This is a genomic window from Vibrio lentus (assembly GCF_030409755.1).
Lineage (GTDB): Bacteria > Pseudomonadota > Gammaproteobacteria > Enterobacterales > Vibrionaceae > Vibrio > Vibrio lentus.
Map to the genome: position 1 here is coordinate 904,892 of NZ_JAUFQE010000002.1, position 23,411 is coordinate 928,302.

The following is a 23,411-nucleotide window of genomic DNA, read 5'->3' on the forward strand; positions in this document are numbered from 1 at the left end:
GCAACAGTGAAAGTTAATTTGATGTCTATTTCATCTAAATCCAATCAAATAAGATGTTTGCACACTCAATGAGTTGGCAGGCGTTCAGCTCGAAATAACGGAATCAAGCTATGAAAAAGTTATCTAAAATCCTTCTATCGAGAACCGCGCTTTTAGGAACGATGAGCCTAGGAGCAATGTTGGCAGCATCGAGTGTTGTCTCTGCTGCTGAACTAAACATCACTCATTACAATCCGGGTGAAAATGCAATATTCCCCGCAAGCTCTGTGCTGGTTTCGGGAGAGAAAGAAGTGATTCTGTTTGATGCACAATTTAGCGTCGCAGATGGGCAAAAGCTGGTGGAGCAAATCAAAGCCACAGGTAAAGAGTTGTCGATGGTTTACATCAGCAGCGGCGACCCAGATTTCTACTTTGGCTTAGAACCGATTGTGGCGGCGTTTCCAAACGTCGAGATCGTAGCTAGTGAAGCGGTTGTTGCACATATCAAACGCACTAAAGATGCAAAGCTCGAATACTGGGGCCCAATCTTAGAAGGCAACGCACCGTCTACAGTCATTGTTCCAACCGTGCTTAACGACACCACACTGAGCATAGAAGGTGAAACTATCGAAGTGAGAGAAATCAATACACACCAAGCTTATCTGTGGGTTCCATCGGAAAAGACCGTGTTTGGTGGTGTGTCGGTTTATAGCGGTGTGCATGTATGGATGGCAGATACTGCATCGAAAGAGATTCGTAGCCAGTGGTCACAATCATTAGAGCGTATGAAAGAACTTGAGCCTGAAGTTGTCATTCCGGGTCACTACTTAGGTGAAATGCCAACGGGTACTAATGGCGTTCAATTTACATTGGATTACGTGGCTGATATTGAAAAGGCGTTAGCAAGCACAAGCAATCCAACGTCTGTTGATATCAGTGATTACATTAAGAGAGCATACCCACAATTTAAGGCAACGGAAGGCGACCTAGAGCTGGGTGCCAAAGTGTTAAGCGGTGAGATGGAGTGGCACTAAGTTCATTATCTCGGTTGTATCTCAGAAAAGCTTGAAGATTGTGTGCTAGATTTAAGTTGATACACAACTGGAGATATCGATGATCTGGCTTTCGGTGAAGGTACTACAGATTGGACTTGTCTACGGATACAGGAAGTATCAAAAAACGAAAAGAGCGCCAGTTTAGGGGCTCTTTTTTTGTTTTCCAAGTAAAGCCATTTTATGTTGAGTAGGATTGAAAGAAAAACCGCCATTGTCCGGTTTAATAGTCAGTATCTAAATTGACTCTGAAATGTCACATCATCAATAAGCGAATTTATGTTGAAAATCGAACCCATTACCCCTCACATCGGTGCTCGTATTCATGGAGTCAATCTCGCGACATGCAGTGCGACTGAACTTGATGAGGTTTATCAGGCGCTTCTAACCCATCAAGTGATTTTTCTTGATGAGCAAACCCTTTCGTCAGAACAGCATTTGATGATTGCAGAGCGATTTGGAAAGCTTGAACCAGCGCATCCGTTTTTTTCCTCGCGTCGAGCATGTACCTCAGGTGAGCGTGATAGAAACAACGCGTGGCAATGCTCCGATGGAAAGTTATTGGCATACGGATCTAACATGGCGCGAATTGCCGTCGAAAGCTTCTCTGTTGCATGCTCAGCATGTCCCAAATGTGGGAGGAGACACGATTTGGTGTTCGATGACTGCTGTATTTGATTCATTAGACGAAGACATGAAAGCAAAGCTGAGAGGCTTATCGGCGACGCATTCGCTGGTGGCTTTTGAAGGTATAGAGTCGGATCAGATTGAGCTGGATTGGCATAAGTCGTTAATCAAAACGGCTCAAGAAAATCCACCAGTGATTCACTCGGTTGTTCAAGTTCACCCTGAAACGGGTAAAGAGACGCTCTATATCAATGAACAGTTTACTCGTTATATCAATGAGCTCGACCGACAAGAGAGTGATGTTTTACTTAACCAACTGTTCGAAATTGCGAGACGCCCTGAGTTTCAAGTTCGTTTCAAATGGGACAAGGGAACAATGGCTATTTGGGATAACAGAGTAACGCAGCATTACGCGGTAATTGATTACGGCGATACGCCAAGAAAAATGCACAGAGTCACGGTGACCTAGCTTAAGTAAGTTTTGGGTAAATTGAGGCCAAGTCGAATACGACTAAATATTTTGACTCATAGGTCAATGTGATTTATTTTTAGCGCTAATGTTCAACTCTATACAAATAAGGAGGATTTTTATGAAAGTGTGTAAATTTAACTTTGCGCATATTTTTTGGTACGACCAAAACTCAAGTTTTAACACTATCGTGCTGCGATAACCAAAACTTGAGCGAAGCATTTAAAACTAAACTTCTATAGAGTTTCTTCACTCTAGTTTACTTGGTTGTTGTCAGCAAATGACGACAGCGCGTTCGTGCGCTTGAAACTTGAGTAAACAAATGACTACATTAATATCTACATCATCTATTTCTTACGATCTAACATCATGCCGCTTATTTGATGGGCTTTCTTTCACCATTAAAAAGGGTGACCGTATTGGCCTAATTGGCAGCAATGGGTGTGGGAAAAGCACCTTACTACGTCTATTAAACAAAGACTTACCTGACTATATCGGCAGTGTGTCTTTTGCCTCTTATGCTGAAGTCGCGCTTATTGAGCAACATCTCCCTAAACGCCTGTTGAGCATGTCGATGCTTGATGCTGTTATCGATAATCTCCCATCTGAGATCCAACTCTCTGAGCAATGGCGCGCTCAAATCATCTTGTCTAACTTAGGTTTTGACGAAAGCTATTGGGGTCAGTCAATTGATACCTTAAGTGGTGGTCAATACGCGCGAGTCTTGGTGGCAAGAGCCTTAATTGTCGAACCTGATGTTCTACTGTTAGACGAACCGAGCAACCACTTAGATTTGCCAACCTTGCTTTGGTTAGAGCAATTTCTGATGGATTGGAAAGGCACCTTTGTCATGGTTTCGCATGACCAAAGGCTACTCGACCATGTGACTAACTGTACTTGGGTGTTACGTGACAAAAAGCTGCAATACTTCAGCCAAACCTGCACTGAAGCAAGAAAGGCGTTAGAAGAAAAAGATCGCGCTGACGCTGAAAGGCAAGAGGTGGAACAAAAAGAGATTAACCGCATTGAAAAGAGTGCGCAGCGATTAGCTATTTGGGGTAGGGATTTCGATAATGAAGGCCTAGCACGCAAAGCCAAAAGTATGGAGAAACGTGCTGCTGGTTTGCGAACGACTATGACGCGTTTGGATACGATTGAACCATGGACGCTAAGTCTCTCTGGTGAGTCGATGAAAGCTAACCGCTTACTTGAATTAGCATCGGTGCCAATAGCAGCCGCGAAAGACCAAGCACCTTTGTTTGAAGTTCTGTTCCAGCAGATAAAAAGCGGTGACCGAGTCGCCATCTTAGGTAAGAACGGCGCAGGTAAGTCTTCATTGTTGAAGGTGTTATGGGCAAGCTATCAAGCCTCTCAACTTGAAGGTAATGGTTACTTTCATCCGCAAGCCGAAGTCGGTTATTACGACCAAAGCTTGAACCAGTTGTACGATGAGCACTCATTAATAGACTCTCTGTACCCGTTTTATCCTGTGTCGCAGGAAGCAAGAAAAATGGCTCTGATCAGTGCTGGTTTTTCTTATGAAAGACACGATCAAAAGATCGCAGAATTAAGCGGTGGCGAGCGCTCTCGTTTACTGTTTGTCGGGCTATCTTTGGCTAAATATCACTTCTTGTTATTGGATGAACCAACGAACCATCTTGATATTGAAGGTAAGGAAGAGTTAGCGCATTGCTTAACTCATTTTGAAGGAGGGCTGTTGTTGGTCAGCCATGATCGAGAACTCATCGAGAGTTCATGTAATCGATTCTGGTATATCAATGATGGTCAGCTGGTGGAAATGACTTACTTAGATGCGGTTTATGAGGCCATGTCTGTCGGTAATCAGGTCGTTAGCTTAGAGGCGAGTGAGACAGCGCCAAGCTCGGTGTTGTTATCCAAATCTAAGTTTAGCGAAAATTACCACTCAAATACGGCACAAAACGATGAAGAGTTGCTTTTGGAAAGGCTATTAGAGTTGGAAGAGTTACTAACACAAGACCAGTCACGCAAAGCGAAACACCAGAAGCCAGATCTGCAACAAAAATGGCAGCAAGAAATCGTGAGCATTAATGCGAAACTGGAACTTACTTAGCTCTTAATTCTATTGGCCAAGCACATTAATTAGCAGTACAGCTCGACTGTGACCGCTAACTATGAAAAGTAAGGCTCTTTAGCTCCGTATCGGCTAAAGAGCCTATTTTCAATTTCTCATCGTGAGATATTTCCTTTTAACATCAACATAGCCTCCATTCGTTTTTATAAAAACATATACTTATCCATAGTTTTAAAAGCACATTACCTGCGAATATCGCAATCTCAGTCAGGCGAATGCGATTCTCTGTGGGTATCATTTCTACGAATTCTTAACTGGGTACAAGAAAAATGAATGTAGTGAAGCACCATGAACGAAGAATACGGAAGGTATGTGACTTCATCGATGGCCATTTAGATGAAGCTTTGAGTTTGGAAGAGTTAAGCTCTGTTGGAGCGAGCTCTAAATTCCATTTTCACCGTGTTTTTAAATCATTCATGGGTATTAGCACCATTCAATATGTGCTGTTGGCGCGCTTAAAACGAGCTTCTTTTCGATTAGCTTTTGAGCCAGAACACAGTGTTACAGACGTTGCCTTTGAAGCGCATTTTGAAAGTCTCGAGGGGTTTTCTCGTGCATTTTCTAGAAACTTTGGGCAAACGCCCTCCCAGTTTAGAAAACAGCCCAATTGGCCATCTTGGCATTCAAAGTATGAGTTTAACCCACCGAAAACTGGAGACAGGGTAATGGACGTAAAAGTCGTAGAGTTTTGTGAAACACAAGTCGCTTTAATTGAACATAAGGGAAGCCCTAAGCTTGTCTACAACACGGCAGCCAAGTTTATTGATTGGAGAAAATCGACAGGGCTCTCTCCCGTAAAAACGAGCCACACTTATGGAGTACCTTATTCCGACCCAGGCGACACCGTGGAAGACGAGTTTCGTTTTGATATTTGCGGAGTTCACCAAGGGAATGTGCCGGAAAATACTTTTGGCGTGAAGTCTGGTGTTATTCCTGGCGGAAGATGCGCTGTTGCTATTCATGAAGGAAGCCATGACTTAATCAGTGACACCGTTTATTACTTGTACCGAAATTGGTTACCTGAAAGCGGAGAGGAACTAAGGGATTTTCCATGCTTTTTCCAATATGTGAATCTTGTTCATGAAGCGGACGAATGCGATTTGATAACTCACATCTATTTACCGATACGTTAGGCTCGTTACTGAACTAGCATCGCATATCCATTAGGAGGCCTCGTATTCACTAGGCCTTGTTGTTTTTATAAGCATAAACATAAGCCCCAAATTCAAGTTTAAAAGCAAAAACCTTGATATATATTTGATTGAAACCTCATTGCTCGGAGGCGATGTGTAATATAATCCGTGACAAAATATAAGAACAAAAATTAATTCATAGAATTTGTAAACGTTAGGGCTTAGTTAATAAAGTATTCCGTATGAACGCTATTCGCAAAGTTTACCAGTACGCAGAACCAAACCTTACTCTCGTCGGATGGATGGGCTTTGTCGGCTTTCCGATCTATTACGTTGTATGGGAGTTTTTGTTCCCTCAACCCTATGAAAACTTATCGCTGCGTCTCGCTTGTTCTGTATTATTCTTCGGCATTATTTTTCGTAATCGTGTCCCATTTGACTGGCGCAAATACCTTCCTGCTTATTATCAAGTTGCGATAACCCTCTGCTTACCGTGCTTCTTCTTCTACATGTTGCTGATGAACAATTGGTCCAACGTTTGGGTCATGTCTTTCATGTCGGCCATATTCCTGCATATCTTGTTAGTGCACGTAACTAAAGTCATGTTCGCTCAGACCTTTGCCGGAATCGGAATTGCGACGTTTTGTGCTTGGGTAGCACAGGGCTTCTATTTAGAACTCACAATGAACTGGACACATGTGCCAATCTTTTTGTTTATCTACTTATTCGGTAACTTGTTCTACTTTCGCAATCAGGTGGAACACGAGAACAAGGTGTCATTGGCGAAATCTTTTGGGGCTGGTATTGCTCATGAGATGCGAAACCCTTTAAGTGGCTTGTTGACCTCTATTGATGTCATGCAGTCTATCTTGCCGAACCCCAAAAGTGGCGACCATAAAGGGCAATATGCACTCAGCAATGAAGACGTTATCCAGTTGCGTGAGGTGGGTGATGAGGCGATGGAGATTATTCATTCAGGTAACGAGACGATTGACCTGTTGCTGACTTCAATCGATGAAAACCGAGTATCTCGCTCAACGTTCAAAAAGCATTCGGCGCAAATGGTTGTTGAGGATGCAATAGACAGCTTTAACTACAAGCGTTCAGCCGATAAATCTGCGATATCTTTGGATGTACAAAGCGATTTTGATTTCTTGGGCAGTGATACCTTGCTGAAGTACGTCATGTATAACTTGTTCAAGAACGCATTCCATCATCGCAGCCCAGAAGATTTTCATATTCATGTCACGATGTGCAGTGATGAAGTGACCAATCAAATCATGGTCACCGATAACGGTGCGGGTATCTCAAGCGAGTTGATTCGACGCATTTTCCAAGATTTTTACACCACGGGCCAGTCGGGTAATTACGGGCTGGGTTTACCATTTTGTAAGAAGGTGATGCGTTCGTTTGGTGGTGAGATTAAGTGTCAATCGGAAGTGGAACAATGGACGCAGTTTACGATGACGTTCCCATCTTTGGCTTCAAATACAGTGAAAGAGATCAAGAGTGAGCTCACTAAGCTGAAGACCGTATTGATGGTGAGTGACCAGAAGATTCTGACCAGTAAAATGACCGAGATATCGCGTTTTATGGGCTTTGAACTCGCCGTATTAGATGTCGCATCCGCCTTAAAAAATAAGGAATACCAGTTCGAATTCGATCTGATTTTCGTTGATATGGAGAGCTTGGACTTACGAGCCAGTTGCCTAGAGAGGATTGAGTCACTGCTTTCATTCACTGAAGCGCGAATCATCTATTTGTATGAGCATCATCCTATTAAGCGTGTACGTAACGTTTCTTTCGAGCCGATTTGGGTGGAAACACAAGTTTGGCTGCTTAATACTAAAGCGACCATAGACCGCTTACTTTTCGATTCCAATTACGTGATGCCAGCTGCGCCTACAAAACCGCTAGAGGCTGCGAATAAGCGAACGATTATGGTGGTGGACGACAATGAATCTTTGCGCCGTTTTACTGCGATGTTACTGGAAAAGCAGGGTTTTGATGTTGTGCAGAAAGAAGATGGCCAACAAGCATTAGACGCTTTGGATAGCGACGAGATCGACTTGATCCTCATGGATATCGAAATGCCCATCATGGATGGTGTGGAAGCTTCTCGCCGAATTCGAGGTGCCAATAAAGCGTACTCTTCGGTGCCAATCATTGCTCACACAGGTGACAGTTCGCCAGTCACTTTGGAGAAAATGGAATCGTCAGGCATGTCAGACTTTATTGTCAAACCGGCAGATAAGAACCGATTGTTCGATAAGATTGCTCACTGGATTTAGTCAATGCCATAGGCTGAAGCGTACGGCCATTTTGTCAGCGAACACAAACACAAGAAAGAGCTCAGCGAATTGCTGGGCTCTTTTTGTTTAGCGACATGATAGCGTCCATTCAGTCCTGCCGTTTGTTGTTTATAGAATGGGTGTGTACAGAGTTATACGAACTCTAACTCTGGGTGATGGTACGCTTCGTGACAAACCGTGAGCACATGGTCAATGTCTCGCGGTGTCATGTCGGCATTCACTGAAAATCGGATGATGTTTTTGTTCTTGCCCGTAGCGGGGCGGCAGAACACTGCACCGAACACATCACGTTCTTCAAGGAAATCGCGTACTCGCTCTGTATTCCTCTCATTACCGCACTCCAACGCAACGATTTGAGATTCGCTACGGATGTTAAAGCCAATCCGCTTGAGGCCTGTGGTGAGCGATTTAGCGCGTTCAAATAATGCTTTTCGTTTATCTTCTGCACCTTTAATCACCGCCAAGGTTTTCTCTAAACGAATCACTTCTTGCGGCAACACAGTTGAGCTAAAAATCGCAGGGTATGCGACAAACGGCAAGGTATCTGAGAGCTGTTTAGGCCCGAGGATTGCGCCTGCACGATAAGCAAAGGTTTTGGCCAAGCTGACGGTGATAAAGTCGACTTGATTAGTGAGCCCAAGAGCTTGCACTAAGCCAGCACCATTCTCTCCATGAGTGCCCAGTGAATGCGATTCATCAACGATGACGGCGCAATCAAACGCTTGCGCCATTTCGTAGATGTCGCGGAGTGGGGCAATGGTGCCTATAGTGCTGTAGATCGAATCGACGACAATCACACCAGAGCCATGACGTTCTAGTTGCTTACGTAAGTGACTCATATTGTTATGCATAAATGGATGGGCGATTGCACCGGCAGCTCGAATGCCTTCCCATAGCGACATGTGTGCAAAAAAGTCGATATACACAGGCGTACCTGGCGGACAGACAGTTTGAAGTAACCCAATATTGGCCGCCCAGCCAGATTGAGAAAGCAAGCAACTTTCCATTCCCACATAGCTCGCGAGTTTGGTTTCAAACGCAGGTTTAGACTCTTCATCTTGCAGGAAAATGGCCGACATCACCACGTTGTCATCGTGTTCACTGATCGCCGCTTGGTGAGCTTGTTGGATCGGCTTGTTGTGTGAAAGGGCTAGGTAATCATTGCTCTGCATCACAACAGCGTTGCGCGGTGGACGTTTACCCAACACCAAGTGTTTCTGGCTTTGGTTCTGGGTGATCAGGTCTTGAATATGGAAGTTCAAGCGTTCTTCAATAAAGGAAGGTAATGGCTTTTTTTTGGTTTTATCACTCATAATAGTTCTCTTCAAATACAGGATAACGCCAGCGCTGACGGCTGTATATTGACGACAAAAACTGAGGTGTCATTAGCTAAGTTGCATAATTTTGTGGGTGCTTGCAAACTCAGTATTTATGGGTTTTGAGGCGAGTGAATTTCCTTACGGTACGGGGCTTTACCCCAGTTTTAATCGGAATAACAACCTATTCCTTTATGACAAATAGCTATGAAAAAGTTATCAATAAAAGCGATCAAAGAAGGCCATGATAAAGTCGAAGTCAAACAACTAATGCGCACCAATGATGAGCAAATCAGATTGGGTAAGGCTAACCGTTCACGCATTGGTGGATAAGCTTAATCAAGTCATCCAACTGTTGCTTGGCTTCTCCCTCAAGTGAATAACCAAAATTGATGCGTAGACAGTTACTGTAGAGATCGAGCGTGCTGAACAGATGTCCGAGCCTGATATCCAGATTCTGTTTAGCTACCGCCTGAGCAAAAGTTTGCTGGTTCAAATTTGGGATTTGCAACCAAAGCACTATGCCACCTTGTGGGTTACTTATCTTCACGTCTTGAGGAAGGTGCTGGGCTAAATAACTAAGGTATTGCTGACGCAACGAAAGGATCTGAGTGCATCTTCTTCTAACGTGTTTAGCGTATTGGCCAGATTCGATGAAGTCAGCAACCGCAAGCTGAGTGGGTAGGGCAACACCGTAGCTCGCGGCAGAAAATTGAGCCTTGTACTCATCAATGTACCTTCCCGGTAAGCACCAGCCTAAACGGTAACTTGGCGACAGGCTTTTCGATACCGAACCACACCACAGCACGTATCCACCTTTGTCATAGTATTTTGCAGGCAATGGTGTGTGTGATGAGTAAGAGAGCTCTAGATACACGTCGTCTTCAATGATTGGTACTCGATAGTGATTCGCCAATTCAGCCAGTTTTTGTTTTTGACTAGCAGACATATTGATCCCCTGAGGGTTCATATGAGAGGTACAGAAGATAGCGGCATCCACACGTTTATTTTTCAGGTGTGTTTCCAGTTGTTGTAGGTCGACACCATCATCCAAAGACGGGATCTCAATGATCTGACGAGACATCTTGCCAAGCAACTCCAAAATACCGTTGAAGCAAGGAGAACTGATGGCAATGGTGTCACCTTCTTTGGTACACGATTCAAGAGCAGCTTTAATTGCCGACATGCAGCCAGCAGTGATCACCATTTCTTCCGGTGAAAAGTGCACATCGAGCTTGGCGAAGTGGGTAGATAAAGCCTGTCTCAACATCGGCTCGCCCTGTGTATCAGGATAATGGTTGAGTCTGTCTCCCATACGTTTGATAGAGCGTCGGAAACTACGTTCTAGTTCTACAATCGATTGTTCATCATTGGTGGTGCTAGAGACCCCTAAAGGCCCATTGATAGAATTGTGAGTCGATGAAGTTTGTCTAACTCTGGAAACCTTACTTTCAAACTGTGCCCACTCAGGCGTTGAATGAACAGGCTTGTGAGGCGAGACAAAATAACCCGCTTGCGGTCGAGAATGAATCCAACCCTGTGATTCTAACTCTTGGTAACAGCTCACAACGGTCGACATGCTGATGGCTTGTTGTTTAGCTAATTGACGCAGCGAAGGCATGCGCCCACCTTCGGGTCTTTTCCCCGTTTCAATCTCATCAATAAATTGATTAGCAAGCTTTCTGTAGATACTCATGGTCGCGACCGTTGTCAACTGTACTGGTTTTTATTATAAAAATTGTATCTGTACTGGTTTTATTGATCAAGGGATACTCTTTCAAAACAAAGGAGGGGTCAGTATGAAAAGAAATGATTTGTTGTTAGCGGTGTTCGTGATGGCAATTTGGGGATTCAATTTCTCGATGATAAAGATGGGTGTGACCAATGTTCATCCGTTGTTGGCAACGGCCGCGCGTTTCTCGCTAGCGGTGATTCCAGTGATATTTTTTGTTGCGAGACCTAAGGTCGCTTGGCGTTATTTAGTGAGTTATGGCTTTGTATTTGGTGTGGGCATTTGGGGCATGGCTTCATGGTCAATCACTGCTGGGCTTTCTTCTGGGCTTTCATCGGTGTTGCTTTCAACCAATGTGCTAATTGGTATGGCCGTTGGAGTATGGGTTTTCAAAGAAAGTGCGTCGGTACGCAAGTTAATGGGTGCGATGTTAGCGATGTGCGCGTTGGCTGTGTTGGTTTCCGCAGCAACGGGCAATGTGACACTCAATGGCGTTATCTTGATTATGATCGCAGCGTGCAGTTGGACGTTAATGGGCGTGATTGTTAAAGCGTCTAAGACCACTCAGGCTTTTGCGTTCAACGTGTGGGGCATGCTGTTTGCGCCAGTTCCATTAGTGTTGTTTGCCGTTATGCTGCACGGTGACCAAATTATCTGGCAGGGGATTGAGCAGTGGGATTGGAACACAACGATTGCTGTGTTGTTTCAGGCTTACCCAACCACGCTATTTGGTTACTGGGTGTGGAATAAGTTGTTGATCCAATATCCGTTAAGCACGACCGCACCGTTAACCTTGCTTGTGCCAATCTTCGCATTGATCAGTGGTTACTTTATGTATGACGAGGTGCTGTCAGTTGCTCAAGTAGTTGCATCTGTACTGTTTCTAGTTGGTATCGGTTTGATTGTGAAGCCGGCGGAATCTGGTACTGCCAAGTTAGTGGAAAAAGTAGTAAAGCAGTCGTAAAACATGTGCTTGATGGCCAATACACATAGAGGTCATCGCATTACAGTCCAGTTTAAATACAAAGGCCTCGCAACTACGAGGCCTTATAAAGCAATGGTTTATCGATGATTGAACACGTTTCCTAATCATCGAGTCAAACATTAATCTAATGTCGAAAGCTCTTGTTTGTATTCCTCAACCTTTGCTTTTTCTTCGGATATTTTTCTTTGGTACTTAGCGACCTTGTCGTCTTCGTTGAAGTCTTGCGCTTCTTGAAGTTCCTCTTTGTACTCTACGATTTCTTCTTGCGCGTCTTCAATGTCATCGATTAACTCTGATTTTAATTCTTCATTGGTACAGTATGTATTTACTTGGTCCAAAGCGTCTGTCAGTCCTTCTAGCTTGTTGTCATATCCGTTAGCTTTGGCGATCTCAATTTTCATTTCAATCTCACACGCTTTTTTCTCACAACCAATCTTTTGTGAGCAGTCAGAAGCGAAAGCTGACAATGGAAGAAGGAGTAAAGGTAATAGTACTTTGATTGTGTGTTTTGACATTTTGGTCGCCTAAGCTGATTCATTAAAAGGATGCGGTACGCACTCTATAGGAGGAACGTGATTGAGACTATATCGTTTAGCTATCAGAAAAAGACCAATGATATACCGAACTTTTTCGTTCAACATTAAGTGCTTGCCATATGAACTATAGACCATTGAGTCCAACACTTAAAAGTACGCCTTGTTGAGTTAATGGTTCGATTTAAAGAGTGGTTAGTTTTCTGAGATAGTTTAGATAATTTTATTTGCTCTCATTGATTAACTGACTAAGCATTGAATCAGGTGGTTTTCTAGGTCACTGTCGATGCTCTGACCAATCACCTCAATCCTGGTTTCAATGCACTCATCCAACTCACACTCTGCTAGACCATCTTCCGTCAGGTTGTAACCAAAGATACCGCTTTGAGTAATGAACACCGCTTTCATCCGTTCAGCTTTGAGTCCAATTAACACCTCCAGTAGTTGCTGGCGGTCGAACAGTTTGTCAGCCGCGAATCGCCAACCAATACTTTCAAACCCTTCACCTTGGTTACTCGCCTTTATCATGCCGCTTTCTGGCATAGGTAATTCAGAAGCGAGCGGTTTCTCTTGTTTATGATCATGGTGATGATGGTGCCCATGAGCTTGATGATGGTAAAAGTTGGTGTTTCCATCGAACTCATAGGAAGGGATCTTACCGAGATGAGCAAATATGAGTTTGGTGTCTGGGTGACAAACCTGTGCCACGTACTCAGCCAGTTTTTCTGCATCGCCACTTTTGTAGAGATCGACTTTATTACCCACAATGGTGTCGGCAATAGTGATTTGCTGATTGAAGGTGTCGTGTTCAGAATAGCGTGTGTTAGAAAGCTTGCGGGCATCAACCAAAGTAATGTTCTTCTGCAGCGACAACACTTTGCGATAGTGCTCTGAAGACAAGACTTCTAGCACTTCTTTAGGGTGACCAAGCCCGGTTGGCTCAATCAATAAGCGATCAGGTTTTGCTTCTGACAGCAGTTGATTCAGTGCGATCTGCATCGGTAAGCCCGCCGCACAACACATACAACCGCCAGGCACTTCACGAATAAACACTTGTTGTTTGCTGTCGTTCCCTTTGATCAAACTGCCATCAACGCCAATTTCTCCAAATTCGTTCACCAAAATAGCCCAGCTTTCATCTGCGGGCTTGTTCTTCATTAGGTTGAGAATCGCAGTGGTTTTACCTACGCCGAGAAAGCCGGTAATGATGTTGGTCGGAACACCCAAGATCGGCGTTTTATCAGAGCTCATTGGCAATTCTCCGGTAACCTTGAACAAGGGTATGGTTTGCTGAAACCACCGATTCTGAAAACGCAGAGTACTCAGGTGGGACCTTTGAGATGCTGTTCAAATCGAACCCTGAACCGATGTTAGTCATTGGTGGGACATGGAAGCCTTCAGGTAAGTCGTGTCCGTCTACCACACAGTTGTGGCGAATTACGCAACCTTTGCCAATCACCGCATTAAAGACTACGGAGTTGAAGCCAATAAAGACGTCGTCACAGATCTCACAAGGGCCATGAATAATCGAGCGGTGGGCGATGGACGAGCGTTCACCAATGGTCACCGCTGCCCCTGCTTTTGAATGAATAACCACACCATCTTGGATATTGGTATCACGCTTAATCACGATAGCTTCCATGTCACCTTTTTCGTTGACCTCGTCGGCGCGAATGACGGCGTAGGGGCCAATAAACACGTTATCTTCAATGATGACTTTGCCACAGATGATGGCCGTTGGGTCAATGAAGGCGGTTTCCGAGACATTCGGCATGTGGCCACTAGGGTTTCTTCTTAACATATTGAGCTCTTTTATTTTTTCGTAATGCTACTGGGTTGCCACCATTGATGGAGCCGGGCATTTATGTATCGACGCATTCATCACACACGCAGTTAATCTCTAATTGAGGGCTGACTACAGTGAATCCTTCCTTCTTAGCGTGGGATTGAAGTCCATTAATCGTGGCAGGGTCGATGGTTTGCTCACTGATTTTGTCGCACTTTGAGCAAATTAAAAATTGAGGAATACCATGCTCATGTTCGCAAAGGATATGGTCGCAGAGTATGTATTTGTTAGAAACTTTAAGTTTGTGCGCTAAGTGTTGATCTTCAAGAAACTCCAATACCCGATAAACCGACATTGCTTGAACATGCTGATCAAGGTGCTCTTTACAATATTCAACGATTTCATACGCAGAAAGTGCTTTGTTGGCGTGTATCAAGGCTCGCAGTATCAGCTGTCGTTTTGCCGTAAATTGTTTGCCACTGACTTTGCAGCCTTGTTTTACATGCTCAATGATTTCTTCAATATCTCTCATTCAATCCACAAAACTAGAAATTATATAGATATGTTATAACATATCATTTTATTGTGAGGAACAAACTTTGTTGTCATTGTTTAGGGTTACTACTCAGGGGAGATGATCGATCTATGTTCTGGGTTGGGTACGCAGCGAGGAGGCTCGCCACGCAATAAGAGCGAAGGAATTACTACGGGATAATGAGCGTACTGAACTGCTCCTAAACCAAGTTTACTGGCTTTTTGAGTGTTGGATGGAAAATACCCTTGGCACCCATATCGACAATGGCATAGTCGTTTAACCCTTCGGTCATTCGACTGCGTGATTGGCTGAGTTTTACGGTCTTTAACATTAATTTTTCAAGTTTAAGGTTGTAGTCTTTAAATTCTTCTTCGGTCAGCCTAAATTTGGTCGTAATAAAGTAAGCTTGTTTGTTGTCAGCATTAATATATTGCACCGCTTGTTTCAGTGCATCGATGACTTGATTCTTGAACGTTGCGCTAAATCGAGCGTGTTCAGAGAAAGCCGTATTTGAAGGCACAATGACATGGAACTTCAAGTCGAATAACATCGCAATCAGTTTTAGCTGTTCAAGCTTTCTTAGGTAGATATGCAGTGAAGGTTTGTTTAAGTCAAAACGAGCCATTAATTGTTGAGCATTTGCCCCTTCATTAACGATCTCTTGAAAAATCGTAAACAGCGCGGGCTCTTCACAAAAGGCCGCATCTTGTTCATCAGTAAATAATGAGGTCGAGGCCAATGATTCTTCTGCCTCAGAGAGAATTGCGGATAGAGGGCGTTGAATTAATTCGCATATCTTTTGTAACTTGAGAATGGAAAGCGATTGATGGCCATTAAGAAGTCGTTTGATACTCACTTCAGACATTTCAGTGAACTCTGAAACCTCTTTATAAGAGATGCCTGTCTTTTTTAAATGCCGTTTTATAACGCTACAAATTTCTCGGTTGAGCGTATCCATCGCTTTATCCTGTTACTTATTTATACCCTCAATGTATCACATAGTGTCACTTTTGTTATTTGTTTTGAATGGGAAGGGGCTATTAACGATACTAATTTAGATGGTTAATACTACTTTGAGAGATTACGATGGATTTGGGATTGGATAATATCAATGTTGTTGTTACAGGGGGCTCGAGCGGAATTGGGGCGAAAATAGTGGAAGGGTTTGCCAACGAAGGAGCGAACATTTGGTTTTGTGGTCGTTCTCAACATCGAATCGACAGGTTGTATGAGCTGCTCGGAAACAAGGCGGAACGAGTTGTTGGCAAGGTAGTTGACGCCCATGATCCGGCTCAAATGAAAGCTTGGATTGCGTCTATTCCTCGCATCGATGTTTTTGTTCCTAACGTGAGTGCACTTTCTGATGAATGGGAAGATGTACTGCAAAAGGACATTAGTGCAACGCAGCATGCCATTGCATTGGTTTTACCCAAATTGCTTGAATCGGATTACGCAGCAATCACCTATATTGGATCGAAAGCGAGCGGATATACCGCTTGTCACGCTAATGCTTATGGGGCCGGAAAGGCCGCGCTTGCGCATTACATGAAATCTCTGGCTTTGACCTACGTCCGTAAGGTAAGAGTTAATACCGTTTCACCTGGAGATACTTATATTGCTGACGGCCTTTGGGGGAGGTGTAAGCGTGAAGATCCTGAGACTTTCCAGAAAGTCCTCGAAAGAAACCCAATGGGTCGATTGGCAAACCCTGATGAAGTTGCCAACGTGGTAACCTTTATTTCTAGTCCTGCTGCGAGTTTTGTTTCTGGAGCAAACTGGTACGTAGATGGAGCATCGACCAGCCATGTTCAATACTAGCTGTATTGGTTAGGTTGTTTATGCATAGGTGAGCTTTATTAGGTTCACTTCTAAACAAGTAACTCCGTGGGAAAGCGTAATTCAGTAAGGTTTTATTCAGGCCAATTCGAATTAAATTCTGAAATGATACAAATCTCATATTTAATAACGCTTACTTAGTAACCTCTGTTGAGTCTCGTATCAAATCAAGTGGCTGATTTTATTGGGTATCGGAGAAAAGTCTCAAAAATTATTATTTAGGTCGCTAAAGTTTTAAATTCTTCATATCTTTGTTTTTATGAAATATAACTCCATCTGACAGCTGTTGAGTAGATGGTTTTTAGCTATATATGTGAAATTTTAAGCGAGTTATCTTTCTGATTTGAAAGAATAATTAAATAGTTGAGATAAAAAAGTTGGCGAAAATCAGAAGCTTGGCATACACTTTCCTTGTAAATGACCTTATCTCATTGATTGAATAGGGTAAATGCTTTGGCGCTACTGGCGATGGTAGCAATGTTTAACATAGCTTTGAGGAAAGTTTTATGGCACTCACGAAGGCCGATTTGGCTGAGAACCTGTTTGAGACACTCGGATACAGCAAGCGGGATGCCAAGGAAACGGTTGAAGTGTTTTTCGAAGAAGTTCGTAAAGCACTCGAAAATGGCGAACAGGTAAAACTGTCTGGTTTTGGTAATTTTGATCTTCGCGAGAAAAACGAGCGACCTGGTCGTAACCCGAAAACTGGTGAAGACATTCCAATTTCTGCTCGACGTGTTGTTACTTTTAGACCGGGACAAAAACTAAAGGCCCGTGTCGAGAATATTAAAATCGAGAAGTAGCCAAGCAATAGACCACGCCTAGCGTGGTCTTTTTGTATCTGGCTCATTTTAACCTCCAGTAATCGTCTCACTTCAAACATCTCTTTGGTACAAGAACAATACCGTTTCCTATGCGCGTATCTTAAGTCTATTAGATCCTCTCGTTTCGACACATCTTGTTCGCTCCCTGAACTTCACCTCTTAAACTTTGCTTTTCTGTCTGAACCCTTTTCAGGTTAACCCCCATCATTTCTGCGTTACATATTTTTTTAAGCCGTACTTCTTTCATTAAACCCCACACTAACGGTGTCTTTGTTGCCTCACTCATAGCCGGGCCGGTGATCGTTTAGTTTTAATAAACGAAGGTTAAATATGTTTGAATTTAAATAAACAAATCAATTTGATTTAATGCGCGACATTAACAATCACTTAACCTATTTAACCGTTCAAATACTAAGGATAAACCTTGCGACAAGCCTTTCTAGCTTTGATATTGCTCCTTATGCCTGTGGCAGTCACAGCAGCGGAGTATCAGCAAATAGCGAACATGTGTATTGCCTGTCACGGTAGCGGCGAAGATACATCATATCCTTCGATTCCCAATTTGAAATGGCAAAACAAGGTTTATCTTACAGAACAGTTGTCGAACTTTAAGAGTGGTAAACGCAAAGACAAAACCATGTCTAAAGTGGCTCAACTTTTGTCTGAATACGATATCGAGAAACTAGCCAACTACTTTTACACACTGAATCAAAAAGGGTCACCTCAATGAGTTTAGACAGAAGACAATTTCTTAAAGCTGCGCTTTCCGCTACTGCCGTTTCTGCATTGCCGGTTTCTTGGGTATTTGCGGCTAATCGACCTGAAGATTTGGCAGCACTCGATATCAACGCGTTAACGTGGGCAAAAGCCGAAGATCTTCCTGATTACTACACTGTTTTGAATACCAACCCTCTGAATGCCTACCCACCAGAAAGTATGCTTGCTCCAGCAGTCACACCAGCAGAGGTCCCTTTTGTTCGATGGAATGGCTTGATGCCAGATTTTGAAGAAATGGATCCTGAGACTTGGACTTTTGAAGTGAAAGAAAGTAAAACTTACACGCTTGCAGAGCTTAAATCCAAGTTTAAACATCATACTCAGAGCTTGGTGTTGGAGTGTGGTGGTAACAGTCGCAATAACTTCTATCCAAGTACCAAGGGGAACCAATGGAGTAACGCAGGCGTTTATTGTTCGCAATGGACTGGTGTCTTGCTTAGTGATGTTCTTAAAGATTGTGGCATTAAAGACGATGCGGTTTACGTAGGAAATCACGGCTTTGATAAACACTTAAGTGGTAAAGGCGAAGCGATTTCACGCGGTGTGCCTATTGCGGCTGCAATGAATGATAACGCATTGATTGCATGGGAAATGAATGGAGAGCCTATTCCATACCTTCATGGCTTCCCACTTCGAACCGTGTTTGGTGGGCGGCCAGCCTCGGTCTCTCAGAAGTGCACCACAGGCATTAGTATTCGTAACAAGATTCATGACGGCCATAAGATGGCAGCGCCTGCTTATCAAGTGCCAAAGTATCCGATAGCACCAGGTGAGAAAGTCGATAACAAAGATTTCCGAATCATTGAAGAGATGATCGTTAAATCGTTAATTACTTCACCAAAGAGCGGAACTGAGTTTTCGCTTGGTAAAAAAGTCACGGTCAGCGGTCATGCTTGGGCTGGGCTAAGAACCGTTGAGAAGCTGCAAGTGAGTTACGACTACGGTACTACTTGGCACGATGCGAAGCTTAATAGACCCGTCAATAAAGGCGCATGGCAGCAATGGGAGGCCGATCTCGAACTTCCAATGACAGGCTATTACGAGATTTGGGCAAAAGCGACGGACAGCGAAGGCGACAGTCAGCCCGTTGTGCAACCGCAATGGAATCCGAAAGGCTATTTGTTCAATGGTTGTCACCGTGTTGCAGTCCGAGTGTCGTGATGAAGCAAATTGACGATAAGCCTCTTTGTGATAACCCTACGCACGCCAACTCTGCTCACGCTCGGTTTACAGACGTAAGCAAGCGTTCTTACCGCAAAGGCATAGTGAGAGCGGTACTGGTGTGCAGCTTGTTAACGTCGATGCTCGCACATGCCGATGAGATTCCAGAAAATCCAAAAGAGTATTACGGTGTAGACAAGGCATCTGGGCTAATTATGGCTCCAGGCTGGGAAGTGGTTAATGGCCAGTGTAATGCGTGTCACACCAGCCTAATCGTGGCTCAAAACAGCGGCACTAGAGAGCAGTGGCGAGAAACGATTCAATGGATGGTTGATACTCAAGGCTTGTGGGACTTGTCTGATACATGGGATCCAGTACTGGATTACCTGAGCACTTACTACCAAGACAAAGGCATCGACATGAACAAGTATCGTCGTAAGCCTATTGATAGTGCCTTGATGCCACCAATGCCGGGAGCGCATAAATGACGACAAATTCAATGACGTTCGTGTCTATATTTCTGGCGCCTGCGATTGCCGTTATGCTGCTTTCTGCATGCTCTGATGAACATTCCGAATTTCACACTAAGGTAGTGCCCAAAATTGACGTTGAGCTAGAAAAAGCTGAGCCTTATATACCAAGTTTGGTTGCGGGCGAGAAACTTGCTCAGAACCTTTGTAGCCAGTGCCATGGCGATAAGATTATTCCTTTTGTGCAATCTTACCCAAACATAAAGGGACAAAAGGCGAGTTATATCCTAAAGCAATTACGTGATTTCAAAAGCGATGAACGCCAAGACTTATACATGCAGTCGGTAGTGAAATCTTTGTCAGATAGAGACTTACAAGACGCGGCTGCGTTTTACAGCACGTTAAAACCCTTGGATTTGTACAACCGCTCTAAAGAGTATTATCACCAATAGTTTGGAACGGAGAGGTGGTGACAGACAAGTGAACGATTTACTTATCAAACAAGAATTAAAAAGGGCTGCGAGTGCAGCCCTTTTGGCGTCTATCGATATTATGCGGTTTGCGTTATGCCGCTTTAATGTGCGTTGTAATGTAAGGCTGCCATGCTTGTTGGTAAAGCTCTAGAGATTGGCGTCTTAGGCTGTTGATTTGTGCCGCTTCGATGTCGTTAATCGGACGTTTTTCTGCAATCGCGTGACGCTCAATGCCTTGGATGATTTCGTAAAGCTCGTGTTCCGGACCACTTTTCACATCAGCGATGGCTCTCAAGTGAAGCTGAACTTCGGCAATAACATTGGTTTTAGGTAAACGAACCAAAAGGTTCAAATCACGGTAGCCAGAATCAGCCGGTGATTTGAATTTGTTTTTTACTTTTACCACATCCGCTTCGCGGCTTAGTGCTTCGTAAACTTCAACCAAGCTTTCAACATCGTTAGCGATGATGGTTGCACGGGCTAAGTCGGTAATTCTTGATACATCGCCATCTAACTCAAGGTCAATTTTCTCTTCTGCTCGTGCTTGAGATTTAACGCCGGCAAATAGGGCGTCTGAGTTAGTTAGTAGGGCGGTACTTTTACAGATGGTTTCTAGTTCAGCCTGAGCTTGATGAGCTTTGCTGTACAGAATATCGAAGTCGGTATAAGGCTGAGTCGGACGTGAGTCGAATGCTTTGATGCCGTATAAGCCGCTAAGGCTGTGGCGGAATACGTTTGATGAAACTTGGTTTTGCGCAGGAGTGCGCGATTGATCAGTTGAACTCGTTGAAACAGGTGCTGCTGCGAATGCAGGCGCTCGGCTCAATACTAGAAGCATTAGGGCCGTCGTACGGAGAAATACACTCATTCAAACTCCAAAATACAAGGTTACAAAAACGGGTAATCAAAAGGGGTAACCAGTAACGCATAAGAGTAAAAACAGCTTAACTACACTAACCAATCTCGCTATATATTAGATGGGGTTAGTTAAGACCGAAACCAACTCTAACGTTTAATATTGCTTTAAAATGTGAAGATATAGACAAATCATTTAAGCGTTTGTTCCCAAATTTTGAGAACTTTGAACCTCGGCAATCTTCTTTGTTAACTCGCGTCGTTTTCAAGTTTGAATCAAGCGAAGGTTGCTCTTACTTCTCTATACTGTACCCTTGCATTATGACTGTTTAACATGAACGAAAGATGAATAATCCTGAATTTTGGCACAATAAATGGGCAGCCAATCAAATTGGTTTCCACCTTGAAGATGTAAATCCACTTCTTATCGAGTTTTGGCAAAAGACCAACCCTAGTTACGACAAGAGTGTCTTCGTGCCTCTGTGTGGCAAGAGTGAAGATTTGATTTGGTTAGCGACCAAGCATGAAGAGGTTCAAGGTGTTGAATTAAGCCAGATTGCGGTTCGCGCATTTTTCTCTGAGCACTTATACACCCCGACAGTGACTCAAATCAGTGGCCAACATGAGCTTTATCAATTCGATGAGCTGAGTGTTTACACCGGTGACTACTTCACTGCGCCCATTCAGCCAGTTGACATCATTTATGATCGTGCTTCTTTGGTGGCGTTGCCTGCTGAAATTCGCGTGCAATATGTGGAACGTTTGAAGCAACTGTTAAAGCCAGGCGGCAAGATTTTATTGGTGACATTGGACTACGATCAAAGCGAGATGGCAGGGCCTCCGTTTAGCGTACCTAAGCTAGAGATCGATCAGTTGTTTGCTGGTTATAAGATCACTTTGTTGAATCAAGATATCGCAGACGATGAACACCCTAAGATTGCGAAGAAAGGCTTGTCACGATTCAGTGAAGAAGTGTATTTGATTGAGTCTGGCGCTTAAGCTGAGTTTACATTTGAGCCAACAGCTAAAACGAACAAAAAGACGGGCTCGATAGCCCGTCTTTTTTATTGTTCAGATTTGAACTCTTGATTGTTCAGAATTGAATAGCTGGTTAGTAAATCACTTTTACTTTTGCAGCGCTTTCAATGGCGTCTTCTATTGCTGTCTCTGTGCTATTACGGCGAGTAAGCGCCACACCAAGACGACGGCGACCATCAATGTCAGGCTTACCAAATAGACGAACTTGCGTTTGTGGTGCATCTAGCGCTTCTGCAAGGCCTTCAAAACGGATGTTTGTCGATGTGCCTTGGCCTAAGATAACCGCTGATGCGCATGGGCCGTATTGCGTGATTGATTTGATCGGCATACCGGTAAACGCGCGAACGTGCAGTGCGAATTCCGACGAATCTTGAGACATCAAAGTAACCAAGCCTGTATCGTGTGGGCGAGGGGATACTTCATTGAAGATTACGTGATCGCCTTTAACGAACAACTCAACACCGAAGATACCGTGACCACCTAACGCGTTAACCACTTGCTCTGCCGTGTATTGCGCTGCTTTCAGAGCGTTGTCTGACATGACTTGTGGCTGCCATGATTCACGGTAATCACCATCTTCTTGACGGTGACCGATTGGTGCACAGAAATGAACGCCGTCGACTGCGCGAACGGTCAGTAGCGTGATTTCGTAATCAAAGTCGATGAAGCCTTCAACGATCACACGGCCCGCGCCAGTACGACCACCTTCTTGTGCGTAGTCCCAAGATTTTTGGATGTCTTCTTGTGTTTTGATAACACTTTGACCTTTACCTGATGAACTCATTACTGGTTTCACAACACAAGGCATACCTACGAATTCAACAGCGGCTGAGAAATCTTCAAAGGTGTCTGCAAAGCGGTAAGGGGACGTACTCAGTTTCAACTCTTCTGCGGCTAGACGACGGATACCTTCGCGGTTCATGGTTAGCTTGGTTGCATTCGCAGTTGGAACGACATTCAAACCTTGTGCTTCTAGCTCAACTAACTTGCTGGTGGCAATAGCTTCGATTTCTGGAACCACGTAATCAGGTTTTTCTCGTTCGATGATAGCTTGAAGTGCATCACCATCTAACATGTCTAGTACATGGCTACGATGTGCGACTTGCATCGCTGGTGCGTCTGCATAACGGTCACATGCAATAACTTCCAAACCTAAACGTTGGCACTCAATAGCAACTTCTTTACCCAATTCACCTGAACCTAATAGAAGTACACGAGTAGCATTTTCACGAGTAGCGGTACCAAACATAGAAATTCCTTCCGATCTTTTGAACGATTGATTGAAAACGGGGTGATCATACTTATTTGAAGAATAAAAGCAAACGTTTGCGCGGCTTGTGGCGTGAATTAGAAGCATAAAAAAAGCAGCCCTGGAAAATAGGGCTGCTTATTTAAAATATTGTTA

Annotated in this window: 22 protein-coding genes and 1 pseudogene; 14 read left to right on the plus strand and 9 right to left on the minus strand. The window is 43.8% G+C overall.

Going from position 1 to position 23,411, the window contains the following annotated elements:
- Positions 1 to 110: 110 nt before the first annotated feature.
- The 5 genes and pseudogenes from QWZ07_RS12470 to QWZ07_RS12490 all read left to right on the plus strand — a co-directional run bounded on the left by QWZ07_RS12470 (position 111) and on the right by QWZ07_RS12490 (position 7,664).
- Positions 111 to 1,013, plus strand: a complete 903-nt coding sequence (locus tag QWZ07_RS12470; RefSeq protein ID WP_192853099.1) for a Vmh family MBL fold metallo-hydrolase — start codon at positions 111 to 113, stop codon at positions 1,011 to 1,013.
- 297 nt (positions 1,014 to 1,310) lie between these two features.
- Positions 1,311 to 2,127: pseudogene (locus QWZ07_RS12475) on the plus strand (TauD/TfdA dioxygenase family protein).
- Between the two features lie 322 nt (positions 2,128 to 2,449).
- Positions 2,450 to 4,219: an ABC-F family ATP-binding cassette domain-containing protein gene (locus QWZ07_RS12480; protein WP_192853101.1), complete on the plus strand. Its 1,770-nt coding sequence runs from the start codon at positions 2,450 to 2,452 to the stop codon at positions 4,217 to 4,219.
- Positions 4,220 to 4,509: 290 nt separating this feature from the next.
- Entirely contained in the window at positions 4,510 to 5,373 is an 864-nt protein-coding gene (locus tag QWZ07_RS12485) for an AraC family transcriptional regulator (RefSeq protein WP_192853102.1), read from the plus strand.
- A gap of 242 nt (positions 5,374 to 5,615) precedes the next feature.
- Positions 5,616 to 7,664: an ATP-binding response regulator gene (locus tag QWZ07_RS12490; protein WP_192853103.1), complete on the plus strand. Its 2,049-nt coding sequence runs from the start codon at positions 5,616 to 5,618 to the stop codon at positions 7,662 to 7,664.
- Between the two features lie 152 nt (positions 7,665 to 7,816).
- Here the strand turns inward: QWZ07_RS12490 and cqsA are convergent, their stop codons facing one another.
- Positions 7,817 to 8,998, minus strand: coding sequence for an alpha-hydroxyketone-type quorum-sensing autoinducer synthase (gene cqsA / locus QWZ07_RS12495; protein WP_192853104.1), 1,182 nt, complete (start codon positions 8,996 to 8,998; stop codon positions 7,817 to 7,819).
- A 210-nt stretch (positions 8,999 to 9,208) separates the two neighbouring features.
- Between cqsA and QWZ07_RS12500 the strand changes: the two genes are divergently transcribed.
- A complete protein-coding gene (locus QWZ07_RS12500; RefSeq protein WP_261890858.1) occupies positions 9,209 to 9,334 on the plus strand; it encodes a hypothetical protein in 126 nt (41 codons plus the stop codon).
- Here QWZ07_RS12500 and QWZ07_RS12505 read toward each other — a convergent pair.
- Positions 9,309 to 10,697, minus strand: a complete 1,389-nt coding sequence (locus tag QWZ07_RS12505; RefSeq protein WP_192853105.1) for an aminotransferase-like domain-containing protein — start codon at positions 10,695 to 10,697, stop codon at positions 9,309 to 9,311. The two genes, QWZ07_RS12500 and QWZ07_RS12505, sit on opposite strands and share 26 nt — an antisense overlap.
- Before the next feature lie 103 nt (positions 10,698 to 10,800).
- Here QWZ07_RS12505 and QWZ07_RS12510 point away from each other — a divergent pair, with 103 nt between their 5' ends.
- Positions 10,801 to 11,697 carry an EamA family transporter gene (locus tag QWZ07_RS12510; RefSeq protein WP_192853106.1) on the plus strand — a complete coding sequence of 299 codons (897 nt, stop codon included), beginning with the start codon at positions 10,801 to 10,803 and terminating at the stop codon, positions 11,695 to 11,697.
- A 140-nt stretch (positions 11,698 to 11,837) separates the two neighbouring features.
- Here the strand turns inward: QWZ07_RS12510 and QWZ07_RS12515 are convergent, their stop codons facing one another.
- From QWZ07_RS12515 to QWZ07_RS12535, 5 genes are all read right to left on the minus strand, one after another.
- Positions 11,838 to 12,233 carry a DUF1090 domain-containing protein gene (locus QWZ07_RS12515; protein ID WP_017109773.1) on the minus strand — a complete coding sequence of 132 codons (396 nt, stop codon included), beginning with the start codon at positions 12,231 to 12,233 and terminating at the stop codon, positions 11,838 to 11,840.
- 258 nt (positions 12,234 to 12,491) lie between these two features.
- Positions 12,492 to 13,502, minus strand: coding sequence for a CobW family GTP-binding protein (locus QWZ07_RS12520; RefSeq protein WP_192853107.1), 1,011 nt, complete (start codon positions 13,500 to 13,502; stop codon positions 12,492 to 12,494).
- Entirely contained in the window at positions 13,492 to 14,052 is a 561-nt protein-coding gene (locus tag QWZ07_RS12525) for an LbetaH domain-containing protein (protein ID WP_192853108.1), read from the minus strand. Before QWZ07_RS12525 ends, QWZ07_RS12520 begins: the two co-directional genes overlap by 11 nt.
- A gap of 61 nt (positions 14,053 to 14,113) precedes the next feature.
- Positions 14,114 to 14,569 carry a Fur family transcriptional regulator gene (locus QWZ07_RS12530; RefSeq protein ID WP_102307346.1) on the minus strand — a complete coding sequence of 152 codons (456 nt, stop codon included), beginning with the start codon at positions 14,567 to 14,569 and terminating at the stop codon, positions 14,114 to 14,116.
- Between the two features lie 202 nt (positions 14,570 to 14,771).
- Entirely contained in the window at positions 14,772 to 15,530 is a 759-nt protein-coding gene (locus QWZ07_RS12535) for a helix-turn-helix domain-containing protein (RefSeq protein ID WP_017109777.1), read from the minus strand.
- A gap of 128 nt (positions 15,531 to 15,658) precedes the next feature.
- Between QWZ07_RS12535 and QWZ07_RS12540 the strand changes: the two genes are divergently transcribed.
- From QWZ07_RS12540 to QWZ07_RS12565, 6 genes are all read left to right on the plus strand, one after another.
- On the plus strand, positions 15,659 to 16,390 hold the full coding sequence (locus QWZ07_RS12540; RefSeq protein WP_102384531.1) for an SDR family NAD(P)-dependent oxidoreductase: 732 nt from the start codon (positions 15,659 to 15,661) through the stop codon (positions 16,388 to 16,390).
- Positions 16,391 to 16,914: 524 nt separating this feature from the next.
- Positions 16,915 to 17,211, plus strand: a complete 297-nt coding sequence (ihfA, locus tag QWZ07_RS12545) for an integration host factor subunit alpha (RefSeq protein WP_004734853.1) — start codon at positions 16,915 to 16,917, stop codon at positions 17,209 to 17,211.
- A gap of 445 nt (positions 17,212 to 17,656) precedes the next feature.
- A complete protein-coding gene (locus QWZ07_RS12550; RefSeq protein WP_192853109.1) occupies positions 17,657 to 17,962 on the plus strand; it encodes a c-type cytochrome in 306 nt (101 codons plus the stop codon).
- Positions 17,959 to 19,170 carry a molybdopterin-dependent oxidoreductase gene (locus QWZ07_RS12555; protein WP_192853110.1) on the plus strand — a complete coding sequence of 404 codons (1,212 nt, stop codon included), beginning with the start codon at positions 17,959 to 17,961 and terminating at the stop codon, positions 19,168 to 19,170. Before QWZ07_RS12550 ends, QWZ07_RS12555 begins: the two co-directional genes overlap by 4 nt.
- Positions 19,170 to 19,658 (plus strand): cytochrome C, encoded by a 489-nt coding sequence (locus tag QWZ07_RS12560; RefSeq protein WP_192853111.1) that lies wholly within the window; start codon positions 19,170 to 19,172, stop codon positions 19,656 to 19,658. The genes QWZ07_RS12555 and QWZ07_RS12560 overlap by 1 nt, the downstream gene beginning before the upstream one ends.
- Entirely contained in the window at positions 19,655 to 20,092 is a 438-nt protein-coding gene (locus QWZ07_RS12565; RefSeq protein ID WP_192853112.1) for a c-type cytochrome, read from the plus strand. Before QWZ07_RS12560 ends, QWZ07_RS12565 begins: the two co-directional genes overlap by 4 nt.
- A 112-nt stretch (positions 20,093 to 20,204) precedes the next feature.
- Here the strand turns inward: QWZ07_RS12565 and QWZ07_RS12570 are convergent, their stop codons facing one another.
- The gene (locus QWZ07_RS12570) at positions 20,205 to 20,981 is read right to left on the minus strand and encodes a RelA/SpoT domain-containing protein (protein ID WP_017104499.1); all 777 of its coding nucleotides are present in this window, start codon (positions 20,979 to 20,981) and stop codon (positions 20,205 to 20,207) included.
- A 332-nt stretch (positions 20,982 to 21,313) separates the two neighbouring features.
- On the opposite strand from QWZ07_RS12570, the gene QWZ07_RS12575 reads away from it, so the two are divergent.
- Positions 21,314 to 21,967 carry a thiopurine S-methyltransferase gene (locus tag QWZ07_RS12575; protein WP_192853113.1) on the plus strand — a complete coding sequence of 218 codons (654 nt, stop codon included), beginning with the start codon at positions 21,314 to 21,316 and terminating at the stop codon, positions 21,965 to 21,967.
- A 112-nt stretch (positions 21,968 to 22,079) separates the two neighbouring features.
- Here QWZ07_RS12575 and purT read toward each other — a convergent pair whose 3' ends face one another.
- Positions 22,080 to 23,255: a formate-dependent phosphoribosylglycinamide formyltransferase gene (gene purT, locus QWZ07_RS12580; RefSeq protein ID WP_102338860.1), complete on the minus strand. Its 1,176-nt coding sequence runs from the start codon at positions 23,253 to 23,255 to the stop codon at positions 22,080 to 22,082.
- Positions 23,256 to 23,411 lie beyond the last annotated feature (156 nt).

Excerpts from the sequence above, each read along its gene's own strand:
- QWZ07_RS12525 (WP_192853108.1), bottom strand. The coding sequence starts at position 14,052 with ATGTTAAGAAGAAACCCTAGTGGCCACATGCCGAATGTCTCGGAAACC.
- QWZ07_RS12490 (WP_192853103.1), top strand. The coding sequence starts at position 5,616 with ATGAACGCTATTCGCAAAGTTTACCAGTACGCAGAACCAAACCTTACT.
- QWZ07_RS12505 (WP_192853105.1), bottom strand. The coding sequence starts at position 10,697 with ATGAGTATCTACAGAAAGCTTGCTAATCAATTTATTGATGAGATTGAA.
- QWZ07_RS12485 (WP_192853102.1), top strand. The coding sequence starts at position 4,510 with ATGAATGTAGTGAAGCACCATGAACGAAGAATACGGAAGGTATGTGAC.
- QWZ07_RS12565 (WP_192853112.1), top strand. The coding sequence starts at position 19,655 with ATGACGACAAATTCAATGACGTTCGTGTCTATATTTCTGGCGCCTGCG.
- QWZ07_RS12480 (WP_192853101.1), top strand. The coding sequence starts at position 2,450 with ATGACTACATTAATATCTACATCATCTATTTCTTACGATCTAACATCA.
- QWZ07_RS12560 (WP_192853111.1), top strand. The coding sequence starts at position 19,170 with ATGAAGCAAATTGACGATAAGCCTCTTTGTGATAACCCTACGCACGCC.
- QWZ07_RS12510 (WP_192853106.1), top strand. The coding sequence starts at position 10,801 with ATGAAAAGAAATGATTTGTTGTTAGCGGTGTTCGTGATGGCAATTTGG.
- QWZ07_RS12570 (WP_017104499.1), bottom strand. The coding sequence starts at position 20,981 with ATGAGTGTATTTCTCCGTACGACGGCCCTAATGCTTCTAGTATTGAGC.
- cqsA (WP_192853104.1), bottom strand. The coding sequence starts at position 8,998 with ATGAGTGATAAAACCAAAAAAAAGCCATTACCTTCCTTTATTGAAGAA.
- QWZ07_RS12575 (WP_192853113.1), top strand. The coding sequence starts at position 21,314 with ATGAATAATCCTGAATTTTGGCACAATAAATGGGCAGCCAATCAAATT.
- QWZ07_RS12540 (WP_102384531.1), top strand. The coding sequence starts at position 15,659 with ATGGATTTGGGATTGGATAATATCAATGTTGTTGTTACAGGGGGCTCG.
- QWZ07_RS12515 (WP_017109773.1), bottom strand. The coding sequence starts at position 12,233 with ATGTCAAAACACACAATCAAAGTACTATTACCTTTACTCCTTCTTCCA.
- QWZ07_RS12555 (WP_192853110.1), top strand. The coding sequence starts at position 17,959 with ATGAGTTTAGACAGAAGACAATTTCTTAAAGCTGCGCTTTCCGCTACT.
- QWZ07_RS12520 (WP_192853107.1), bottom strand. The coding sequence starts at position 13,502 with ATGAGCTCTGATAAAACGCCGATCTTGGGTGTTCCGACCAACATCATT.
- QWZ07_RS12500 (WP_261890858.1), top strand. The coding sequence starts at position 9,209 with ATGAAAAAGTTATCAATAAAAGCGATCAAAGAAGGCCATGATAAAGTC.
- purT (WP_102338860.1), bottom strand. The coding sequence starts at position 23,255 with ATGTTTGGTACCGCTACTCGTGAAAATGCTACTCGTGTACTTCTATTA.
- QWZ07_RS12535 (WP_017109777.1), bottom strand. The coding sequence starts at position 15,530 with ATGGATACGCTCAACCGAGAAATTTGTAGCGTTATAAAACGGCATTTA.
- QWZ07_RS12530 (WP_102307346.1), bottom strand. The coding sequence starts at position 14,569 with ATGAGAGATATTGAAGAAATCATTGAGCATGTAAAACAAGGCTGCAAA.
- QWZ07_RS12470 (WP_192853099.1), top strand. The coding sequence starts at position 111 with ATGAAAAAGTTATCTAAAATCCTTCTATCGAGAACCGCGCTTTTAGGA.
- ihfA (WP_004734853.1), top strand. The coding sequence starts at position 16,915 with ATGGCACTCACGAAGGCCGATTTGGCTGAGAACCTGTTTGAGACACTC.